16 protein-coding genes and 1 pseudogene are annotated in these 20,971 nt (G+C 59.4%); 10 read left to right on the forward strand and 7 right to left on the reverse strand.

Features of this window, described 5'->3' with window-relative positions:
- Positions 1-323 precede the first annotated feature (323 nt).
- Together NW858_RS00865 and NW858_RS00870 are read left to right on the forward strand one after the other, a co-directional pair.
- On the forward strand, positions 324-917 hold the full coding sequence (locus NW858_RS00865; protein ID WP_414519370.1) for a hypothetical protein: 594 nt from the start codon (positions 324-326) through the stop codon (positions 915-917).
- Positions 918-1,001: 84 nt separating this feature from the next.
- Entirely contained in the window at positions 1,002-2,531 is a 1,530-nt protein-coding gene (locus NW858_RS00870; protein WP_414519372.1) for a S10 family peptidase, read from the forward strand.
- A 10-nt stretch (positions 2,532-2,541) separates the two neighbouring features.
- Here the strand turns inward: NW858_RS00870 and cysS are convergent, their stop codons facing one another.
- The gene (gene cysS, locus NW858_RS00875) at positions 2,542-4,092 is read right to left on the reverse strand and encodes a cysteine--tRNA ligase (protein ID WP_414519374.1); all 1,551 of its coding nucleotides are present in this window, start codon (positions 4,090-4,092) and stop codon (positions 2,542-2,544) included.
- Positions 4,093-4,495: 403 nt separating this feature from the next.
- Between cysS and NW858_RS00880 the strand changes: the two genes are divergently transcribed.
- The 3 genes from NW858_RS00880 to NW858_RS00890 all read left to right on the forward strand — a co-directional run bounded on the left by NW858_RS00880 (position 4,496) and on the right by NW858_RS00890 (position 9,120).
- Complete coding sequence (locus NW858_RS00880; RefSeq protein WP_414337315.1) at positions 4,496-6,097, forward strand: LysM peptidoglycan-binding domain-containing protein; 1,602 nt, start codon at positions 4,496-4,498, stop codon at positions 6,095-6,097.
- Positions 6,098-6,187: 90 nt separating this feature from the next.
- Positions 6,188-7,528 (forward strand): FIST N-terminal domain-containing protein, encoded by a 1,341-nt coding sequence (locus NW858_RS00885; RefSeq protein ID WP_414334705.1) that lies wholly within the window; start codon positions 6,188-6,190, stop codon positions 7,526-7,528.
- Positions 7,529-7,602: 74 nt separating this feature from the next.
- Positions 7,603-9,120: a leucyl aminopeptidase gene (locus NW858_RS00890; protein WP_414334711.1), complete on the forward strand. Its 1,518-nt coding sequence runs from the start codon at positions 7,603-7,605 to the stop codon at positions 9,118-9,120.
- A 128-nt stretch (positions 9,121-9,248) separates the two neighbouring features.
- On the opposite strand, the gene smc is transcribed toward NW858_RS00890, so the two are convergent.
- From smc to rpmH, 3 genes are all read right to left on the reverse strand, one after another.
- Complete coding sequence (gene smc, locus NW858_RS00895) at positions 9,249-12,791, reverse strand: chromosome segregation protein SMC (RefSeq protein WP_414519376.1); 3,543 nt, start codon at positions 12,789-12,791, stop codon at positions 9,249-9,251.
- A 75-nt stretch (positions 12,792-12,866) separates the two neighbouring features.
- Positions 12,867-13,247: a ribonuclease P protein component gene (gene rnpA / locus NW858_RS00900; RefSeq protein WP_414334703.1), complete on the reverse strand. Its 381-nt coding sequence runs from the start codon at positions 13,245-13,247 to the stop codon at positions 12,867-12,869.
- Positions 13,248-13,306: 59 nt separating this feature from the next.
- On the reverse strand, positions 13,307-13,447 hold the full coding sequence (rpmH, locus tag NW858_RS00905; protein WP_011434477.1) for a 50S ribosomal protein L34: 141 nt from the start codon (positions 13,445-13,447) through the stop codon (positions 13,307-13,309).
- Positions 13,448-13,675: 228 nt separating this feature from the next.
- Here rpmH and dnaA point away from each other — a divergent pair, with 228 nt between their 5' ends.
- Together dnaA and NW858_RS00915 are read left to right on the forward strand one after the other, a co-directional pair.
- Positions 13,676-15,079 carry a chromosomal replication initiator protein DnaA gene (gene dnaA, locus NW858_RS00910; protein ID WP_414349254.1) on the forward strand — a complete coding sequence of 468 codons (1,404 nt, stop codon included), beginning with the start codon at positions 13,676-13,678 and terminating at the stop codon, positions 15,077-15,079.
- Between the two features lie 221 nt (positions 15,080-15,300).
- Positions 15,301-15,900, forward strand: a complete 600-nt coding sequence (locus tag NW858_RS00915) for a hypothetical protein (RefSeq protein WP_414519379.1) — start codon at positions 15,301-15,303, stop codon at positions 15,898-15,900.
- 225 nt (positions 15,901-16,125) lie between these two features.
- Here the strand turns inward: NW858_RS00915 and NW858_RS00920 are convergent, their stop codons facing one another.
- Together NW858_RS00920 and NW858_RS00925 are read right to left on the reverse strand one after the other, a co-directional pair.
- Positions 16,126-16,434, reverse strand: coding sequence for an OB-fold nucleic acid binding domain-containing protein (locus NW858_RS00920; protein WP_414334700.1), 309 nt, complete (start codon positions 16,432-16,434; stop codon positions 16,126-16,128).
- A gap of 264 nt (positions 16,435-16,698) precedes the next feature.
- Entirely contained in the window at positions 16,699-17,559 is an 861-nt protein-coding gene (locus NW858_RS00925; RefSeq protein ID WP_414519381.1) for a hypothetical protein, read from the reverse strand.
- 277 nt (positions 17,560-17,836) lie between these two features.
- On the opposite strand from NW858_RS00925, the gene NW858_RS00930 reads away from it, so the two are divergent.
- Genes NW858_RS00930 through NW858_RS00940 form a run of 3 tightly spaced genes read left to right on the forward strand, consistent with a single transcriptional unit; the run spans position 17,837 to position 20,798 of the window.
- Positions 17,837-19,555: an ABC-F family ATP-binding cassette domain-containing protein gene (locus tag NW858_RS00930; protein WP_414519383.1), complete on the forward strand. Its 1,719-nt coding sequence runs from the start codon at positions 17,837-17,839 to the stop codon at positions 19,553-19,555.
- A gap of 13 nt (positions 19,556-19,568) precedes the next feature.
- Positions 19,569-20,204, forward strand: a complete 636-nt coding sequence (locus NW858_RS00935; RefSeq protein WP_414347361.1) for a riboflavin synthase — start codon at positions 19,569-19,571, stop codon at positions 20,202-20,204.
- Positions 20,205-20,228: 24 nt separating this feature from the next.
- Positions 20,229-20,798: a shikimate kinase gene (locus NW858_RS00940; RefSeq protein WP_414336257.1), complete on the forward strand. Its 570-nt coding sequence runs from the start codon at positions 20,229-20,231 to the stop codon at positions 20,796-20,798.
- A gap of 97 nt (positions 20,799-20,895) precedes the next feature.
- Here the strand turns inward: NW858_RS00940 and NW858_RS00945 are convergent.
- Positions 20,896-20,971 (reverse strand): annotated as a pseudogene (locus tag NW858_RS00945) (photosystem II protein D2); the annotation flags it as partial.

A 20,971-nucleotide genomic window follows, 5' to 3' on the forward strand; every position in this document is an offset into this window, starting at 1 on the left:
TTCCAGCACTTTTGAGCCCCATCCCCCCTCTCCCTCTGGGAGAGGGGCTGGGGGTGAGGGCCTCTGGGAGAGGGGCTGGGGGTGAGGGCCTCTGGGAGAGGGGCTGGGGGTGAGGGCCGTGCGCCTCAATTCAAGTTGAACAAGTAGGCTTTCGGGCTGCCCAAAACTGCCCAAAGTTGCAGATAAAGCTACTCACCCCGGAAAAGGGGCTGGCACTTTGATTCGATAACCTAGAAGTTATGGAGAGATCTGCACAGGGAAGGCAACTGGCCCCGCAAGGCCACAGACACCCGCCAGAACCCTGGAGAATTAGGAGATTTGCAATGAAAGCTATCTTAGCAGCCGCTGTGATGGGTTGGGCAGGGATCCCTCTGCTGGCCCCCTTGCTGGTGGTGGCCCAGCCGCTTTTTGAATTGGGCACCTACCGCCTTGAGCAGGGGACGATCATTCCCGTCGGCAGCCTCAGCAGCGAAGGGCCGCAATACTTTTATCCAGACACCATCTATCCCCTGGAAGTGGCCGTCACGCAAAACATTTTCGACAACCAGGGGCGTTTGGTGATCCCGGCTGGCAGCCGCGTCTTCGGGCAGATGGAGCCGGCGCCGGGCGGATCCCGCTTTGTTGCCACTGCCATCGTCCTCGGGGGTCGCACCTATAGCCTGCGGGCTGTTTCCAACATTCTTCACGATGAGAAAGATCCCCGTCAGTATTCGGCTGAGGCCATCGCCCAGGATGCGGCCATTGGGGCAGCCGCAGGCACCCTTTTGGGAGCCATCACCGGCGGTGTCTCGGCGGGCAATGTCCTGGGAGGGGCAGCGGCTGGCGTAGTGGTAGGCAATGTTACCGCTCCCCAGGTGGTGGTGCTGCGCCCCGGCCAATCTTTTAATCTGACCTTGGAAGCGCCGCTCACCCTGTAACCCTCGGCTTCTGTTCCAAGGCAGGGGTGGAGATCTGGCAGCTTGTGATTTACTGGATAGGCAAGTTGCAGCTCCCGTGTCTCTATGCCTGCAGAATCTAAGTCCACTCCTGTCTTGCACACCACAGAGCACACGTTCAGCGCCGGGGGGGAGTCCTTCCCCTACAGGGCGGTGGCTGGCTGGCAGACGCTCTTCCGCCGAGAAAAGCCGGTGGCCGAGATCTTTCACGTCGCTTATCTGAGGCAGGATTCTGACTCCCCGCACCGCCCGCTGACTTTTGTTTTCAACGGCGGGCCGGGGGCCGCCTCTGCCTATTTGCACATGGGATCCCTGGGGCCGAGACGGATTTGCTTTGGGCCCAACGGCAGCCTGCCGCCCTCGCCGGTGCAACTGGTGGATAACGCCGAAAGTTGGCTGCTGTTTTCTGATTTGGTCTTCGTCGATCCGGTGGGGACAGGCTTTAGCCGCGCCCTGCCCAAGGAGTCTCAAGACGCCAAAAGTTCTCAGGAAAAATCCGATCCGGCGGCCAAGCCCACTCAGCCGGAGGAGAAGGAGGAGGAGCCCCCCAAAGAAGCACCCTTCTGGGACGTGGAGCGGGATTTGCAATCTTTGGGCGAGTTTATCCAGGGCTTCCTCTCGCGGTATAAGCGCTGGCTCTCTCCCATTTTCATTGCCGGTGAGAGCTACGGGGGATTTCGGGTGGCGCGGCTGGCCAAGGAGCTGCAAGCCAAGTTTGGGGTGGGCCTGTCAGGAGCGATTCTCATCTCGCCGGCCATCGAGTTCGGGCTGCTGGAGACCACCGATTACAACCTCAGCACCTGGGCAACCCTGTTCCCCTCCTATGTAGCCACGGCGGCCTATCACGGGCGGTGTGGCTGGGGGGAGGATTTGCAGATCTTGCTGCCCAAAGCAGAAAGCTTTGCCCGCCAGCGGCTGTTGCCTCTTTTGGCCATGGGGGAGGCGATGCCAGAGGCAGAGCGGCAGGCCATCTACACAGAGATGGCGGCAGGGATCGGACTCTCACCTGAGTATGTGGCCCACAAAGGCGGTCGGATCGACCCGGCCAGCTTTGCCCGCGAGCTGTTGCGCTCCCAGCGGCTGGTGCTGGGGCTGTACGATGCTTCCGTCACCACGGTGGATCCCTTTCCGGATCGGCCTACCTTCGAGGGATCCGATCCCACCTTGGATGGGGTGGATCGCCTCTTTACCGCCGCCATCAACAGCCACCTGCGGGAGACCCTCCAGGTGGACACAGACTTGACCTACCACCTCCTGAACTTAGAGGTGTTCAAGTCCTGGCGGTTTACCCCCAAAGGGGAACTCAAGCAAGGGTTTATTGGCGCCATGGACGAGCTGCGCAGCAGCATGGCCCTCAATCCCCACCTGCGGGTGGGCATTCACCACGGCTTCTACGACCTGGTCACCCCTTACTTTGCCTCCGACCACCTGGTGGACTTGATGAAGCTGGATCCCCGCCTCAAGGCCAACCTTCTCTTGCGCCACTACCGCGGCGGCCACATGTTCTACACCTGGGATCCCTCGCGAGTGGAGTGGTTTGCCGAGATGCGCCAGTTCTACCGCCAGGCCGTTTCCGGCCTAGGGATCCCTTCGTGATGGGCAACCCCTACTCCCGCAGCCAACGGGTGGTGCCGTCTTTTTGGTCGATGAGGGTGATCCCCAGGGCCTTTAACTGCTCCCGGATTCGATCCGCCTCGGCAAAGTTTTTCGCCCTGCGGGCTGCCGTGCGTTGGGCCACCAGCTCCTCGATCTGCTTTTCTTCGAGGGGTGGAAGCTTGGCCAGTTCCCCATTGGCGACGGCTTTCTCAGATCCCTCGGCGGTGGCAGGCTGGGGCCAGCAGAAGCCCAGCGTGGCCAAGATCTCCAGCAGGGCGGCGCTCTTCTGCCTCAGCACCTGCGGCTGCAGGTGGGTGTGGCCCTGGTGGGTCAAGAGGTTGTGCTCACGGATCAGTTCTTTGGCCAGCTCAAAAGCAAGGGCCAGCGCCCCAGGGGTGCCAAAATCATCGTCCATGGCCGCCTGAAAGGCTTGCATCGCCTCGCAATCGGGAGATGCCGTCTGGCAAAACTGCTCGGCGCAGTGGATCCCTTTCTCCAGGGTTTCCCAGCCGTGGCTGGCCGCCTGCATCGCCGGCTCGGTGAGGTCAATCGGGCTGCGGTAATGGGTCTGGAGCAGGAACAGCCGCAGGGCCATGGGGTGATAGACGGCAAGCGCCTGGCGTAGGGTGGTGAAGTTGCCCAAAGATTTGGACATCTTCTGGCCGTTGATGTTGACAAAGCCGTTGTGCAGCCAGTACTTGGCCAGCGGCTTGCCGGTAATCGGCTCCGATTGGGCCAGCTCGTTCTCGTGGTGGGGAAAAATGAGATCCGCTCCGCCGGCGTGAATGTCGATGTGATCCCCCAGAGTCTCTCGCACCATAGCCGAGCATTCGATGTGCCAGCCCGGACGTCCCCAACCCCAAGGGGACTCAAACCCCGGCTCGGAAGGGGGAGCCGCCTTCCAAAGAGCAAAATCGAAGGGATCCTGTTTGCCAGCCCCTTCCTCCCCCACCCGGCCACTGGCCCCTGCCTCCAGCTCCTCTAGCTTGCGACCGGAGAGCTGGCCGTAGTCCGGGAATTTACGGACGGCGTAGTAGACATCGTAAGCAGGGATCTCCGCCTGACGGGCAAGGGGATCCCGTACCCGGTAGGCAAAGCCCTTGAGCTCCAGCGATTGGATCAGCTCGAACATCGCCCGCAGCGATCGGGTTGCCCTGGGGTAGAGATCGGCCCGCTTGATGTTGAGGCGATCCATATCCTGGAAATACTCGGCGATGAAGCGTTCCGCCACCGCCTGCATCGATTCGCCCCGCTCTAGGGCCCGCTTGAGGATCTTGTCGTCCACATCGGTAAAGTTCTGCACATACTTCACCCGGTAGCCCCGCCACTCCAGGTAACGACGCACCATGTCCCAGACCACATAGGTGCGCGCATGGCCGAGGTGGCAGAGATCGTAAACCGTGACGCCGCAGACGTACATCCGCACCAGGGGCTTCTCCCCAGCAGCCGCCTCGGCGGATCCCTGAGAAGGATCGGCAGAAATGAACCCAGATCCCCCTGCTGCCAGTGGCTGAAACACTTCCTTGCGGCGGGTTAATGTGTTGTAGACAACCAAGTCCATTGATATCCCCAGTTTGTAGTTTCAGCTACAGCAAGGTGGGCTCTATCTTTCAAAAAAGTAAGGTGGCACACTTTGCCTTGAATCGGATAAGGCTGGACAAAATCTCAACGGGCCAAGGGCTGAAATCATTGTGGGGTAAGCGTTTTAGCCGAAATTACCTGCAAAGGCTTGTCTAGATTTGTTAACTACGGTACCCTAACCTGAGTGCGAACCAACCTGTTCATGATCCAACTTCACTTCGGCTTGAGCCACCGCAGTGGGGTTGGATAACAAGGGGTCTGTGCCCCTCATTTTGACATCTTCTTCTCTTGCACTCTAGTGTCAGCCTGTTGGTGTGAGGATGCCCCCAAAATTGACGTTCTCAACTCCCCACCAGGGAGAGCTGGAGCACAGGGGTGCTGCCGTGAGCCCCCTTTCTCCGCCCGAGATCCCAACGCTTCAGGATCCTTCTGCCTATGAAGGCTGGGACAGGGATCCTGCCGCCCCCTTGAGGCTCCGGTGGGCCGGTTTGGCCCTCTCTCTCAGCTTAACGGGCCTGGTGTGGCTTCTGAAGCTGGAGGCGGATCCCTGCACGGAAGCTTTGGCAGAGCAGATGGCGGATTTGCAGCCGGCCAGGCGCTCAACCGAGGCTGAGACAGCTCAGCCAGAGCCTGGGGATTCAGCGCCGGCGCGGCGGGGTTATCCGGCTTGGGCCACCAGCCTTCTGCTGATGCTGGGCTTGGCTGGGGTCGCTACCCTACAGCAGCGACAACTGCATCGCCACCCTTGGGGATCCCAGGTGGCGGAGCCGATTCCGCCCTCGGTGCACACGCTGTCCGGCGCCCTGCAGCAGAACTACGAGCAAAAAAAAGCCCAACTGCGGCAAGCCTTCGAGGCCGGCCAGATCCCAACCGGGGAAGGGCCTCGAGGCATTCTCAAGCATGAGGTGCAGCCGGGAGAAACCCTCTGGCATCTGACCCAGATGTACCAGCTCGACGCCGCCGCTATCGCCGTCTCCAATGGTATGCAGGCCAGCACGCCACTGCAGCCGGGGCAGAAGTTGCTGATCCCCAGCCAGCCGGGATTGATCTACACCGTCCAGCCAGGAGATACCCTGGAAGACATTGCCAACCGCTACCAAGTTCCGCAGCAGCGGATCATCGAGGCAACCCCCCTGGATCGGCCTGAATATCTGCGCATCGGCCAGCGGCTACTCATCCCCGGCGATGTGGGCGAGCTGATCCGGCGCGAGAAGGAGAGGATCGCCGCCCAGAAGGCCCGCGAAGCGGAAGAGCGCCGCCGCCAGGAAGAGGAAGCCCAACGCCAAGCCGAGGAGCAAGCTCGATTACAGGCCGAGCAGCAGCGCCGGGCCCAGCAGATGCAGCAAGAACGGCAGGCCCTCTTGGCCAGTGGCTCCCTGACCCACACGGTGGGAGCCGGTGACACCATCGAGCGGATCGCCGCTCGCTATGGGGTAACGCAGCGGTCGATTATCGAGGCCAACAACCTGCGCAATCCCCACTGGCTACGCATTGGCCAACGCCTGACGATTCCGGCACCGGGCACGCAGCCCCCCCGCCCGGCCCCCGCCCGACAAGCCCAGAGACAGACCCAAGCTCGGCCAGCGCCGCCAGCTCCTCCCCGGGCCCGCAGCAGTGGCTTCATCTGGCCGGTTGCCGGGCAAATCACCTCCGGCTTTGGCTACCGTCGCGGTCGCTTCCATGCGGGGGTTGATATTCCCGGCCCGGTAGGATCCCCCATTGTAGCCGTTCAGGAGGGGGAGGTCATTTTTGCCGGCAACGCCGGGGATGGCTACGGCAACCGCGTGGATATTCGCCATCCCAACGGGATCGTTACCCGCTACGCCCACGGCCACCAGATCTACGTATCCCAGGGCCAGTATGTGCAGCAGGGGCAGACGATCATGAGCCGGGGCAATACGGGCCGCAGCACAGGGCCGCACCTGCACTTTGAAGTCCGCCCCGGCGGGGGTGCACCTGTGGATCCCCGCCCCTATCTGCCCTGATCCTATCCCCAAAGAACCTGGGTCGAACAACCAGTTCGGGCATAAATTGCTAGCCTAAAAAAGCAAACTCCAGACCGTAGGAACACGCCGATGCAGTGGGTGAACGCGCTCTCCCAGCTCCCTTCTCTGGAAGCGGCTCTGCGGCAGGTGGTGGAGGAAGCCAAGGCTAAGCTGCAGGCAGCCCAACTGAAGAGCGCCCTGACGCGACAGGTGCAGGCGGTGGGATCCGGCAGCTTGCCGGGGCTGCTCACCGGGTATGTCCCCTCTCAGCCTCTGCGGCCCAACTTGGGGGTTTTGTTTGTGTCGGCGGCCTTTGCCAGCGAGTACATTCGCGTGCTGCCCCTGTTGTCGGAGCTGTTGGAGGTGGACGTTTTGATCGGCTGCTCCGGCGGCGGTATCGTGGGTGGGGGGCATGAAATTGAGGATGGGCCGGCCCTGTCCCTGTCTTTGGCGGTGCTGCCGGATGTAGCCTTGCGCCCTTTTTATTTGCAAGGGGAGCAATTGCCGGACTTGGATGCACCCCCTTCGGCGTGGATCGATCTGGTGGGAGTTGCGCCGCAGACCCAGCCGCACTTTTTGCTCTTGGCGGATGGGTTTTCCTCCCGCATCTCCGAGCTGCTGCAAGGGTTGGATTTTGCCTATCCAGGGGCGGTCAAGGTGGGGGGATTGGCCAGTGGCGGCCGCGGCCCGCGCGGCAATGCTCTGTTCTTGCTGGATGCGCGTACCCCCACACCCCGGCGGGAGCTGTATCGGGTAGGCACAGTGGGGTTGGCCCTTTCCGGCAACGTGGTGCTGGAAGCCGTAGTGGCCCAGGGGTGTCGCCCCATCGGGGATCCCTTGCGCGTCACCGAAGCGGAGGGGAATGTGATCCTCGGCTTAGAGGGGCGTCCTCCTTTGGCGGTCTTACAGGATTTGGCCGAACGGCTCAGCCCATCGGATCAACGCTTGGCCCGCCAAGCTCTCTTTATCGGCCTGCTGATGGACGAGTTCAAATCCGAGCCGACGCCGGGAGATTTTCTCATTCGCGTGATCCTGGGCATCGATCCACGGCTGGGGGCAATGGCCATCGGGGATCGGGTGCGCCCCGGCCAAACCGTGCAATTTCATCTGCGCGATGCCCAGACTTCGGCGGAAGATCTGCAGTGGGCCCTCAGCCGCTATCGTGCCGAGCGCAACCTACAGCAAAGCTACTCCTCAGAGGGCCCCTCGCAACCAAGGCCGGAGCCCTGTGGGGCGTTGATGTTCTCCTGTCTGGGACGAGGCAAGGGGCTGTACGGCACCCCCGACTTTGACTCGCAACGGTTTCGGGAATTGCTGGGGGAGCTACCCCTGGGGGGCTTCTTTTGCAACGGCGAGATCGGCCCAGTTGGGGGATCCACCTTTTTGCACGGCTACACCTCTTGCTTCGGGATCTTCCGGCCCGCCCACTAGACCCCCATCCCGGGAGCCGGTGAAATTGGATAGACTGAGGATCGCTTGTGAACGGCGTAACCGAAGGGTTTTTCATGCAGCTTCATCTCAGCGAGCCACCACTCACTCAAGGGGAATGTGCCCTGGTCTACTGCTTTGCGGCTTCTGGCGGAAATGGCCGCCTACCTCTGCCCCCTGAGATCGCCTCTTGGGATGAAAAGGTGTGGTCGGGTCTGGTGGCGGAAACAGTACAGGAGCAAGGGTTTCAGGGCAAGCCGAACAGCAGTGTTGCCCTGCGCCTGACCGGAGAGCTCCGCAAACTGGTGCTGGTGGGGCTGGGGGATCCCGCTGCCCTGACGCTAGAAGCCCTACGACGGGCCACAGCCAACGGCCTGCGCCAGGCTCATGGCTTAAAAGCCAAGCGGGTGATGCTGTCTTTGCCGGAGACGGGGTTGGATCGGGTACGTGTGGTTCAGGCGGTGGCCGAAGCCTGCCTATTGGTGGCGCACCGGGACAATCGATTTAAATCTTCAGCCAAACAGGAAGAGGAAAACAGCTTTTCTGTGCAGGAGGTAACCCTCTTGGTGCCGGGGTTGGCCCAGGCTCGCCCCGATTACGAAGCCGCGCTGCAGCGGGCTACTGAAATGGCTGCAGGGACGATCTTGGCTCGGGAATTGGTGGCTGCCCCCGCCAACATCGTTACTCCTCTGGCCCTGGCCGATACGGCCCGCCAACTGGCTCAGGAATACGGTCTAGAGGCGGAGATCTTGGGGCAGGAAGAATGTGAAGCTCTGGGGATGGGGGCCTTTCTGGGTGTGGCCAAAGCCTCTGATCTGCCGCCCCGGTTCATCCACCTCACCTACAAGCCGGCACAAGGGGATCCCGTCACCAAATTGGCACTGGTGGGCAAGGGTCTGACCTTCGATTCGGGTGGATTAAACATCAAAACCGACTCCCGCAGCATCGCCATGATGAAAACCGATATGGGGGGAGCAGCGGCGGTTTTGGGGGCTGCGCGGGCCTTGGCCGCCCTCAAGCCTCAAGCGGAGCTGCACTTCATTGTCGCCGCCACGGAAAACATGATCAGCGGCCATGCCATCCATCCGGGGGATATCCTCACCGCTTCCAACCAAAAGACCATCGAGGTTAACAACACCGACGCAGAAGGTCGCCTTACCCTGGCAGATGCACTGGTATTTGCAGAAAAGCTGGGCGTCGATGCCATTCTCGACCTGGCTACCCTGACCGGTGCCTGTGTGGTTGCCCTGGGGGAAGAAATTGCCGGATTGTTCACCCAAGATGAGACGCTGGCCCAGGAGCTGCAGCAAGCTGCCAACCTCTCAGGAGAAAAAATCTGGCGAATGCCGATGGAGGAGGGCTATTTCGAGGGCCTCAGCTCGATTGTGGCCGACATGAAAAACACCGGCCCCCGCTCAGGGGGATCCATCACCGCCGCCCTGTTCCTGAAGCAGTTTGTGGAGAAAACTCCTTGGGCCCACCTGGATATAGCAGGCCCCGTTTGGACAGAGAAGGATGCAGGCTACAACAACAAAGGGGCCACCGGCTATGGGGTGCGCACGCTGGTGGAGTGGGTCTTGGCGCGCAGCTCATAACTCCGCCTTGGGGCCCTGCAAAATCACCAAAATCTCCCGGTTTGCCCTGCGGAGTTTTTGGAATCTACGCTCTTGTCTGGATAGCGAGCGAGATGGGATCTCGCCGCGATGGCCGCCTGCTGGCTGCTTTAGCCGACGTGAGCGGTGGGGTTGACCAGGCCAATTACTTGGGTGTAGGCGCCGCGAGCCTGGGTCACCCCGATGGTGCGCTCGGCTTTTTCGAGCATGGGGCGGCGCAGGCTGACCACCAAAAATTGTGCCTGGCGGGATTGCTGCCAGATCATGTCGGCCAACTTTTCCACGTTGGCCCCATCCAAAAACATGTCCACTTCGTCAAAGGCATAAAAGCTGGAGGGGCGAAACCGTTGCAACGCAAAAATAAAGCTGAGGGCCGTCAAGGATTTTTCTCCGCCCGACATGGCGCTGAGACGACGCACCGGCTTGCCTTTGGGGCGGGCCACCAGGGTCAGACCCCCAGCCAAAGGATCCTCTGGGTTTTCCAATTCCAAGTAGCCCTCGCCCTCGGAAAGCTGGGCAAAGATGGTCTGGAAATGGCTGTTGATGGCATGGAAGGCATCCAAAAACGCTTGGCGGCGCAGAGTAGAAAAGTTCTCGATGCGCAGCAGCAATTCGGTGCGCTCTTGGTGCAGGGTTGCCAGTTTGGCGCTGAGATCCCCTAGGCGGGCTTGGGTCTGTTCGTATTCGGCGATGGCCAACATGTTCACCGGCTCCAGGGATCGCAATTGCTCTTCGATTTTGCGTTTTTGCTGCTGCAGCTCGTCTAGGGTCAGGTGGGGGGGCAAGGGGGGAGGGGGATGCGGCAGCGCTTGGGCCGCAGCTTGCAGTTGGGTTTGCAGTTGGGCCAGGATGGCCTCTTTCTCTTGCTGTTGGGTGAGGGCGTTGTAGCGTTCCCATTCCAGGCGTTGGAGCTGCTGCTGTTGGGCGCGCAGTTGAAATTCCTGCCGCTCTCGCTCTTGGCGCAGGTGGGCGAGGCGGGCTTCAATCTGGCCCATCTGTTGCCGTTGCTCGGCAATGTGCTGCTGGATTTGGGCGAGAGTGGCCTGGGCCTGGGCGATTTGCTCTTGAAGTTGGGCCTGACGCCGTTCGCCCTCTTGCAGGCGCTCCTGGTGGTGCTGGATCTGGGCCTGCTTCAGGTGTTGCTGGCTGAGGTTCTCCTGTTGCTGTCGCTCTAGGTGGGCCAGGTGGTGTTGCAGCTCCGCCAGGTGGCTCTCCTGCTGCTGCACTGTCTGCTGCAGTTGCTGCCAGTGCTGGTTGACCGGGGATCCCTCCAGTTGGCTGAGCTTGAGGGTGAGGGCGGCCAGGCGCTGTTGCAAGGGATCCCAGCGGAGTTGAATCTGGTGCAGCCGCTGCTGGATCTGGTGGCTTTCGCTTTGCCATTGCGTCAGGGATCCCTGTAGGTGTTGCAGGCGGGCCTGCTGGTTTTGGCAATCGGCCTGGTGTCGCTCCAGATATTGCCGGGCTTGCAGGGCATCCTGGCGGGCCAGGAGCAGGGTCTGGGCCAGTTGTTTTTCGCGGGCTTGGGCGGCTTTTAGGCGAGGGGTGAGGGCGGCCAGCAGCGCTTCCAGATCGGCCAGGCGGGCGCGCAGGGCTTCCCCTTCCGAGTGTTCGCCGGCAGAAAAATGGATCCCCTGTCGCTGCGGGCTGGTGCCGCCGCTGATGGCCCCTGAGGTTTCCAGCAGCTCCCCTTCCAGGGTGACCATGCGGTGCTGGCCGATGTAGGGCCGGGCCAGCTCCAGGCTCTGGAAAACCAGGGTGGATCCGAGCACAAAGCCAAAAACATCTCGGTAGCGCTCTTCAAAGTGCACCAAACGAATGGCGTAGTCGATCAGACCGTTTAAGTTGAGGGGGGCGGGCGGGCGGGCGGGCGGCAGCTTGTTCAGAGGCAAAAAGGTGGCGCGCCCCAGTTTTTCCCGCTTTAAGAGGTTGATGGCGCTGACGGCGACGCTGTCATCTTCCACCACCACAAAGTGCAGTCGGTTGCCTGCCGCGATCTCCAGCGCCAGTTGATACTGGGGATCCACCTGCCCCAACTGGGCCACCAATCCCAAAACCCCCGGCAGGCGGGCGCTCAGGATGGCCTGGGTGGCGCGGGATCCCTGGGATTCTTGCAGCACTTGGCGGCGGGTCTCCCATTTGTCCAGTTGCCGCTGCTTGGCGTGGAACTCGGCGGCCAGCCGTTCGTGGGTGGCGCGATCCAGCTCCAGGTTGGATTGCAGTTGCGCCAGCTCTTGGGCCAGGGCCTGCACCTGGGCTTCCGACTGCCGGCAGGCCTGTTCCAGCTCGGCGGTGAGGGCCAGGTGGGATCCCAGCCACGTCTCGATCTGGGCGATCTCCGCCTGGGTCTCCTGGCTTTGTCGTTCCAGTTGCCGTTGTCGCTCTTGCAGGCGAATTTGCTCCTGCTGCAGAGGCTCCTGTTCGGCGCGGATCTCTTCGAGGTGGCGGGTGAGGTAGCGCTGCTGCTTGACCCAGGCCTCGGCAGATTGGGCCAGGGCCCGCAGTTGTTCGCGGCTTTGCTCCAGGCTGATTCGGGCTTTCTGCACCTGGGCTTGCAGGGATCCCTGGGCTTGGGCCAGTTGCTCCTGTTGGCTTTGCAGGTGTTCCAGCTCTGTCTGCAGGTGCTGCTGTTGGGTTTGGCGCTCCTGCTGCAGGCGCTGCGCTTGCTCGATTTCCTGCTGCCAGGCTGCGATCTGTTGGCTGAGCTGTTGCCGTTGCACTTCGGCGGCAGCGATCTGGGCCTGCAGGTGCAGGTATTCTTCCTCCCCCAGGGCGTGGATGCGGCTTTGCAGCTCGCTCAGGGCGGCTTCGGCCTGCTGCAACTGCTCGCTCAAGGTCTGCACCTGAGCAGTGGCTTGCTCCTGAGCTGCCAAAAGCTGACGAATGGCTGCCTGGGTTGCTTCCACTTGGGCTTGCAAATGCCGCCAGAGCAACACCTGTTGCTGCTGCTCCAGCGTTTGCCACTGCAGCCGCAGTTGCTGGTACTGCTGCGCCTTTTCGCTCTCCTTGAGCAGCCGCTCTCTTTGGGCTTGCCATTCCTGCTCGATGAGCCGGAAGCGCTCAATTTGTTCTCGCACCCCCTCCAGCTTGGCGTTGGCCTGGGCGATCTTGCGGTCGAAGGTGGCCACCCCCGCCAATTCGTCGAGGATCTGCCGCCGCTCCTTGGAGTTCATGGAGATGATGCTGGTAACATCCCCCTGCAAGACAACGTTGTAGCCGTTGGGGTAGATGTGCATCGCCTCCAGTTGCTCGTGCAGCTCGCTCAGGGTGCAGGGCACATCGTTGATGTAGAAGGTGCTGGTGTAGGGCAGGGAGTCGGGATCCTCCCCCTTGCCGGGGCTGACCCGCAGCCGACGGCTGACTTTCCATTCTCTGGGCTGGCCATCTTCTCCCGGCCCCAGATCGAAGGTGACGGAAACGTGGGTCTCCACCCGCCGGTTGCTGTTGAGGCTGCCGGAATGCACCAGATCCGAAAGCCTCTCTGCCCGCATCCCCCGTGAGGAAGACAGCCCCAGCGCAAATAGGATCCCATCCAGGATGTTAGACTTGCCGGAGCCGTTAGGGCCGGAGATGACCGTAAAACCCGGCAACAGGGGCAGCGAGGTCGTGCTGCCAAACGACTTAAATCGGGTCAGCTCGATCCGCTTGATGTACATCCCACCCCATATCTGGTGCAACCAGCAGCAGATGATGGCACCAGGCTAGCACGGGTAGTGCAGCCTGCCCAGCCTCTAAGAAGGCCCAGGATCTGGGCTTGGATCGACGAGCAGATCGGCCTTTTGCAAAAGACGATGCACCTCTGCCTGTAGCTCTGGCCACTTGTAGGTGAGCAGGTTGGGCTTGGGGATGAGCAGCAACTGGTAGCCAGGCTTTAGGTTTGGACAGAGAGGCCGTATGGCCTCCCGCAGGCGACGCCGCAGCCGGTTCCGCCGTACCGCCGATTTGCTCACTTTTTTGCTAACTGCCAACCCCACCTGACTGGGGATCCCTTCACACCCTGGGGGCATCGGCTGAAACAGAAGGGTCAAGCCCGCACCGGAACGACGCTGCCCCGCTTGGTAAAGCGCCTGGAAAGCTCGCCGATCCCGCAAGCGATAAGGAGCAGGCAGCATGGTGGCGGATCCCACCCTGAATTCAACAAAGGGCCCTGCCCTTAAAGCCGGATCGCGCCTTAAGAAACAGCCAGGCGATAACGCCCCTTGGCCCGCCGCCGCCGCAAGACTTGCCGCCCGGTTGCTGTGCGCATTCTGGCCCGAAACCCAGAGACGCGAATGCGTCTGCGATTGGTGCCACGAAGGGTACGCTGAGTCATGGTGTAGACCCACTCATCATGTCAACAAGGCCTGCTGCGGCTGGTGAGGGGGAAGCCCAGTCCACTTGCAGACAATCAGCAAGGTGCCATTCTAGCAGGCTCGACGGAAAATTGCTAGATTGGCCGCCCCACGCCGAGCAGCTAAATTGGGAATCCTAAAGCCACTGTCGAGGGAGCAGAGGCTGCTGTTCCTCTTGGGCTTTTGCTGTGTCGCTCTGGGTGTGTGGTGTGGATATCTCCCTGGATCAGCTCTGGAATGAAGCTCTGGGGCATCTACAGGTACAGCTCAGCCGTCCAACTTTTGAGGCTTGGATCAAGACGGCGCGGCCTGAGTCGTTGGTGGACAACCGCCTCACCATCTCGACTCCCAGCGAATGGGCGCGGGGTTGGCTGCAAAAGCACTACGCCTCCACCATCACCGAGGTGGTGCAGCGGGTGGCCGGGATCCCTTTACAGGTGGAGTTTTCGGTTTCCCCCCACGCTTTGGTTGAGGAAGAACCCCCTGCAAAAGCCATTTCCCCAACATTGCCCAGAGCCGGCAGCTTACCTGCCTCCCCCACTCTAGGGCTGGAAGTCGGCGGCAGCCTGCCGATGCGAGCGCCGGATCTCAACCCCAAGTATTCCTTCTCACGGTTTGTGGTTGGCCCCAACAACCGCATGGCCCACGCTGCAGCTCTGGCCGTAGCCGACAAGCCTGGGCGCGCCTACAACCCGCTGTTTCTCTGCGGCGGAGTAGGGCTGGGCAAAACCCACCTCATGCAGGCCATCGGCCACTACCAACTGGAGGCGAATCCGCAGGCGAAGGTCTTTTACGTGTCCACCGAGCGCTTTACCAACGATTTAATCGATGCCATCCGGCGAGACAGCATGCAGTCTTTCCGGGAGCACTATCGAGATGTGGATATTTTATTGGTGGACGACATTCAATTTATCGAAGGCAAAGAGTACACCCAAGAGGAGTTTTTCCACACCTTTAATACGCTGCACGAATCGGGTAAACAGATCGTGCTGGCTGCCGACCGCTCCCCTCACCTGATCCCTCGTCTGCAGGAGCGGCTCTGTTCTCGGTTTTCGATGGGCTTGATTGCAGAAATTCAATCGCCGGATATCGAGACCCGCATGGCCATCCTTAAGAAAAAAGCCGAGTACGAGGGGATGAATCTACCACCTGAGGTGATCGAATACATTGCCACCACCTACACCAGCAACATTCGCGAGCTGGAAGGCGCCCTCATCCGCGCCGTCGCCTACGTCTCCATTTCTGGCCTGCCGATGAGCGTGGAGACCATTCAACCCATCCTCAATCCGCCCAGCGAGCCGAAAGAGATCACCGCCGATATAATTATCGAAGTCATCTGTGAAGAGTTTGGCGTTGACCGGGAGAGCTTATTGGGATCCTCCCGCAAGCGCGACATCAGCCAAGCGCGGCAAATTGCTATGTTCCTGATGCGCCACTACACCCATCTCAGCTTGCCCAAAATTGGCGATTATTTTGGCGGGAAAGACCACACCACCGTTCTCTATAGCTGTGAAAAAGTTCGCCAGTTGCAGCGAGAGAATCTACAATTTGAGCGGCAACTGCAAAAGTTAGCCGAGCGCCTGCGGGTTGTTGCCCACAGCCGAAAGAGCTAGGTTTTCCGTTGTCATTGAGCCGCCCCCGGTTCTCCGCTGTCCCGTTTTCTGTGGAGGATCCCTCTCGAAGCAGCTAGAGTTAAAAACGGGATAGGCGAGGGTTGCAGTTGGTGGAGCGATCTGGCAAAGGGCTTTGCTTGGGTCTGTTGCTCCTCGGGGCTGAGCTGACGCCAGGGTGGCCAGTTTGGGCCAATTCGACACAAGCAAGTCTTCCAGATCCTGTGCCGGCCCCGCTCTCAGCCGCTTTGGATTTGGGGCTGGAGGGCCAAGTTCTGGAAAATAGCCCGGTGCTGCGCCGCTGGCTGCAAAATCCACCCAATCTCCTGGAAGAAATCCGCAATACCCCCGTCCTGCCCACCCGCCTGCAGGCCGGTTTCGAGTCCTCCTCTCACTGGCGAATCAGCCTGCAGGACTTGCGCCTGGCCGATCGCCTCACCCTCAGCGGCGACTATCGACAATCTTCCCAACATCCAGAAGTGCGCCAGTACGGGTCGGAGATGCGCTACTTTCTGGCCCCCATGGGATCCCGCTTGAACCTGGCCCCCCAACTGGGCTATCGAGCCTTGGAACAAAAAAACCGCAGCCTCAGCGGCGTTAGCTATGGGGCTTTTGCCGTTTTGGCCCTGGCGCCCGGAGCGGCAGACTTGACCGGCAGCTACAGTTGGATTGCCCCTCAGGAAGAAGGACAAGCCACCCTGGCGGAGATCACCGCTGCCTACGCCATCAGCCCTTCCTTTCGCCTTTCTGCTCGCTATAGCTTGCGCAACTCGACCTTGGCACAGGAATCCAGCTTTGGCTTTGGCCTGGAGTGGATCCCTTAGGTCGCAAGACCCGCTTTGGGCCCTCGGCGTCCTCCCCCCCAGTCCCCCGATGCAAGCATTGGAAGAGGGATTGGGGCCAAGGAACAGGCAGCGCAGAGCACGAGAAACGTCCTGAGCAGCTTCAAATAAAAACACCGCCTGGAGTCAGGATCCCTGACAGTGTTGACAAGGATCGGCAGCGATCAGCAACAAGCAAGCATTGGAAAAGGTTTAAAACCTGGAGCCCTATCTGGGATCGCGGGAACCTCCCGCCCAGGGTGGTGGGCCGCTTGCCGGACGAATCTCGATGACCTCACCGTTCTCGCGGGTGATCCGGTAAGCGTCGAAGTCTTCATCGTCGTACTTCCCCAGCACCGTAACCCGCTCGCCGGGCACCAGTTGGATCTGGCGGTACCAGCTTGGGCCGGCGTCAACAAGCAGTTGGCCCGTTCCATCGTCCAAAATAAACTTGTTGCCGAAAACGCTCGTGATCCGACCGGCAACCAAAACCCCGGTATAACGCTGGAGCTCACGAATAGGAACCTGAGCTTGCACAGGAGAACCCCCACCGCTAGTGCTAGAAAAGTCAGAGCAATATATCCAGGCGCAACCCTCATACAAAGAACCCCGACATTGTTAAAAACTGCCTCGGGTCTAACAATCCAAGAAGAACACGTCAACAAGCTTAAACGCAAATCAAAGATACCTTAACCCTAAATCGCGTCTTTGCTTCCCTAGGGCTCCCTTAACATTTTCGGGGATTTTGCAAGAGCTAAACTTCCTGTCCCAAACTTTTTTGCAAGCACGCTCCTACAGCGTTTAGTCAGCGGCTCCCCTCTCCGGTTCGGGAAGAGCTTTTCTGTCAATGCGGCGCATCGTCAGGGTGGCAATTTCTCTTCCTAAAGTCTCAGCTTTTTCTTCTATGTAGGATGTAAACAACGTGATCTCACCCGCCGTTCTAGTTTGAAGTTTGAGCTCGTAGAGCTTATTCCCATCACTATCGACTTTTTCTATGAGGCTAATACTTTTGACATCCTCGAAGTCAACAAAAGTTTTTCTATTAGACAGCAAATTAATCTGGGTAACTATAACTTTTCTAAGCTGACCATTAATATCAACAGACTCATAGTTTATTATTAAAAATACCATAAAAAGAGGAATTAGACCAATGGATGAAAGGATAATGGCTGCAGAGAATGCCCCCATAGATTTTGACGGACGATCATGGTGGACAACGTTTAAACTTCCCTGGCCTTCGCCTAAGAACTGATTGATTTGCTCACTGGCCCATTGGGCGCGATTATTGCTATCGACCTCCACTCTATCCAAAATCCTTCCACTTGTGAACAGAATTAGGTAGTAGCTATAAGTATAAGACTTATCTCCCTCATCATCTATAAACTCTTCAACTTCGGTTTGATGTTCAGCTCCTGTAATTTCCGAGTAGATTTTGTTAGAAGGAGGAAAAATACTAAGCTTGGGGATGGTTGTAAATTGACAATCCGCCATCCTAACTCCCCCCTTTACACAAGATATCTCTAGGCTATCTACACTAGCAGCCTCAAGAGTGGCAAATGAGAGGAAAGCAGATGCAACCAATATAAGTATAAAAAGCGAAAACCAGTCATTCTGCGAGCGTAATATTAGCCGATCCCTCTTTCTAACAATAGTGCTGGCCATCTTGGGCTACCCTAAACTTACTTATAAACTAGCTCAGTTTTTTCTATTAGTGGTTAAGGACAGTTTAAGCTCCGAATTAAGTATCGAAAATGTTAAAGGCCTCAGCAGGTACCGGCAAAACGACCATCGAGTGGAGAAGACGAGATGAAAAGATGAAAAAACGAAGCGGGAACCGCCCAGGGCCCGTGGACGCGGATCCCAAGACTGCCTAAGATGAGTGAGGCATGTAAAGAAAACGCCACATTTCCCCCGTCGGCCCCCAGAACCGAGGAACCCCATGCTGCGACTGGAACACATCAGCAAAATCTACCCCACCGGCGAGGTGCTCAAGGACGTGACCTGGGAAGTCAAGCCCGGGGATCGCATCGGCTTGGTGGGCGTGAATGGGGCTGGCAAAACCACCCAGCTCAAGATCATTTGTGGGCAAGAAGACCCGACCAGCGGCGAGGTGATCCGCCCTGCCAACCTGCGCATCGTCTATCTCAGCCAGGAGTTTGAGGTGGATCCCGCCCGAACGGTGCGAGAGGAGCTGTGGACGGTCTTTCGGGAAGAAAGCCGCATCCAGTCGGAGATGGCCCAGGTCACCGGGCAGATGGAACAGGCGGATCCCGACACCTTAGAGTCCCTTCTGCGCCGTCTGGATCGCCTGCAGCGGCAATTTGAGAGCCTACACGGCTATGAACTGGCGGCCCGCATCGACAAAATCTTGCCGGAAATGGGATTTGAGCCGCAGGATGGGGATCGCCTGGTGAGCGCCTTCAGCGGCGGCTGGCAGATGCGCATCGCCTTGGGCAAGATTCTGCTACAGGAGCCGGATTTGCTGTTGCTGGACGAGCCCACCAACCACCTGGATTTGGAGACCATCGAGTGGCTGGAAAACTACCTCAAGAGCTTGACGATCCCTATGGTGATCGTCTCCCACGACCGCGAGTTTTTGGATCGACTTTGTACCCAAATTGTGGAGACAGAGCGAGGTGTTTCCAGAACCTACCTAGGCAATTATTCTCAATATCTGGCACAAAAAGCTGAGCAACGAGAAGCGCAACAGTCAGCTTACGAGCGACAACAAAAAGAGATCGAAAAGCAACAGGCTTTCATCGATCGCTTTCGGGCCAGCGCCACCCGCAGCACCCAGGCCAAGAGCCGCGAAAAACAACTAGAAAAAATCGCGCGCGTGGAAGTGCCGGTTGGCGATGTGCGCACCCTTAGGTTTCGCTTCCCTCCTGCCCCCCGCAGTGGCCGCGAGGTGGTGAAGATCGAAAACCTAACCCACATTTATGGCGACAAAATTCTATTTTTGGGCGCAGAACTGCTGATCGAACGCGGGGATCGCGTCGCCTTTTTAGGACCCAATGGGGCGGGAAAATCGACGCTGCTCCGCCTTATCACCGGCCTGGAGCAGCCGACCGAGGGATCCGCAAAATTGGGGCCCCACAATGTTATTCCTGCCTACTTTGAGCAAAATCAGGCAGAGGCTTTGGATCTGAACAAAACCGTGATCGATACAATTCATGACGAAGTCCCCGACTGGAACAATGAGGAAGTGCGCACGCTGCTGGGGCGCTTTCTCTTCAGCGGCGACGCTGTTTTTAAGAAAGTAGCAGCTTTGAGTGGGGGAGAAAAAGCCCGCTTGGCCCTGGCAAAAATGCTGCTGCAACCGGCCAATGTGTTGATCTTGGATGAGCCCACCAACCACCTGGATATTCCAGCCAAGGAGATGTTGGAAGAGGCTCTACGGCATTACGACGGCACGGCAATTCTGGTCTCTCACGATCGCTACTTTATCTCAAAAGTGGCCAATAAAATTGTCGAGATCCGCAACGGCGAGTTGGTAGCCTACCAGGGCGATTACCACTACTACTTGGAGAAGATTGCCGAAGAGAAAGAGAGAGCTCGACAAGAGCGGATTGCTGCTGAAAAAGCAGCCAAAGCTGCTGAAAAACGAGCCAAAGAGCGAGAAAAACAAAAAGCCAAAAAAGCAGCTGGCAAAGCTTAAGGAGGGCAGAGTCATGTTCACAGGTTTGGTGCGCAGTCTCGGCACAGCCCAGTTGATCAGTTCTTCACAGCTACGGGTTACCTGCCCAGAGCTACAGCCGCAGTTGGCCTACGGCGATAGCGTGGCGGTGGACGGCCTCTGCCTGACGGTGGTGGAGATTCTGCCCGATGGCTTTTTGGCCGATGTCTCGCCGGAAACGCTGCGCCGCTCGGTTTGGGGCCAGGGATCCCGCCCGCGCACGGTTAACCTCGAACCTTCCCTGCGCGTGGGAGACAAGCTGGGGGGACATTTCGTCAGCGGCCATATCGATGGAGTGGGACAACTGTGGGATCAGGTCGCCAGTGGCAACGCCTGGGAGCTGAGCTTCAAAGTTCCTGCGGAGATTGGGCGCTACATCGTGCCCAAAGGCAGCGTGGCGGTGAACGGCGTGAGCCTGACCATTGCCGAGGCGCGCCAGGGGGGCTGCTGGTTTAAGGTGGCGGTGATCCCGCAGACCTACCGCGAGACCAACCTCTCCCTGCTGCAGGTGGGGGATCCGGTGAACGTGGAGGCGGACATGCTGGGCAAGTATGTGGAAAAATTGTTGGGCCTGGCTCCGCCGGAGGACGGCATTTCTCTGGAGTTTCTGGCCGAGCACGGCTACGTTTAAGCGCTAGCAGATCCCTCCCCCCTCATGATCTCTCCGCCAGAATCCGAACGCCTGCAGGGCGTGACCGTCTACTTAGTCGGCATGATGGCCAGCGGCAAGTCCACGCTGGGAGCTGAGCTAGCCGCCCAGTTGCGCCGCCCCTTCTTCGACACCGACGTGCTGGTGGAGCAGGTGGCGGGCTGCTCGATTGCCCAGATTTTTGCTCAGCATGGGGAAGCCCACTTCCGGGATCTGGAAACCCAGGTGCTGGCCCAGCTCAGCGGCTACACCCGCCTGGTGATTGCCACGGGGGGTGGCATCGTGCTGCGGCCCAAGAATTGGAGCTATTTGCACCACGGCCTCACCGTTTGGCTGGATGCGGCCCCTGAGCTCATTTGGCAACGGCTGAGCCGGGATCCCGGCCAACGGCCCCTGTTGCAAACCCCCGATCCCCAAGCCGCTTTGCAAAGGCTAATGCAGGAGCGAGAACCTTTCTACGCCCAGGCCGATGTGCGGGTGCCCATCCGGTCAGAAACCAGCCCGTCCCAGTTGGCCGAACAGGTTTGGCAGGCCATTTGCGCCCGCTTGCGAGCCCAGCCGCCTTGCAACCCATAAAAAAGGGATCCGCAAACCTTTGGGATCCCTAAGCATTACAGTTCAAGACTTGCCGGGAGCGGATCCCTGGCAAGTGCCAGGCAACCTCCCTGATTCTTTAGAGCGCGTTGCCGCGGGGTAGGACTTCTTCGGGGAACTCAAAGCGCTCGTGCGGCTGGTCCTGCGGCGCCATC

The organism is Synechococcus sp. H55.10, from assembly GCF_047502715.1.
GTDB lineage: Bacteria > Cyanobacteriota > Cyanobacteriia > Thermostichales > Thermostichaceae > Thermostichus.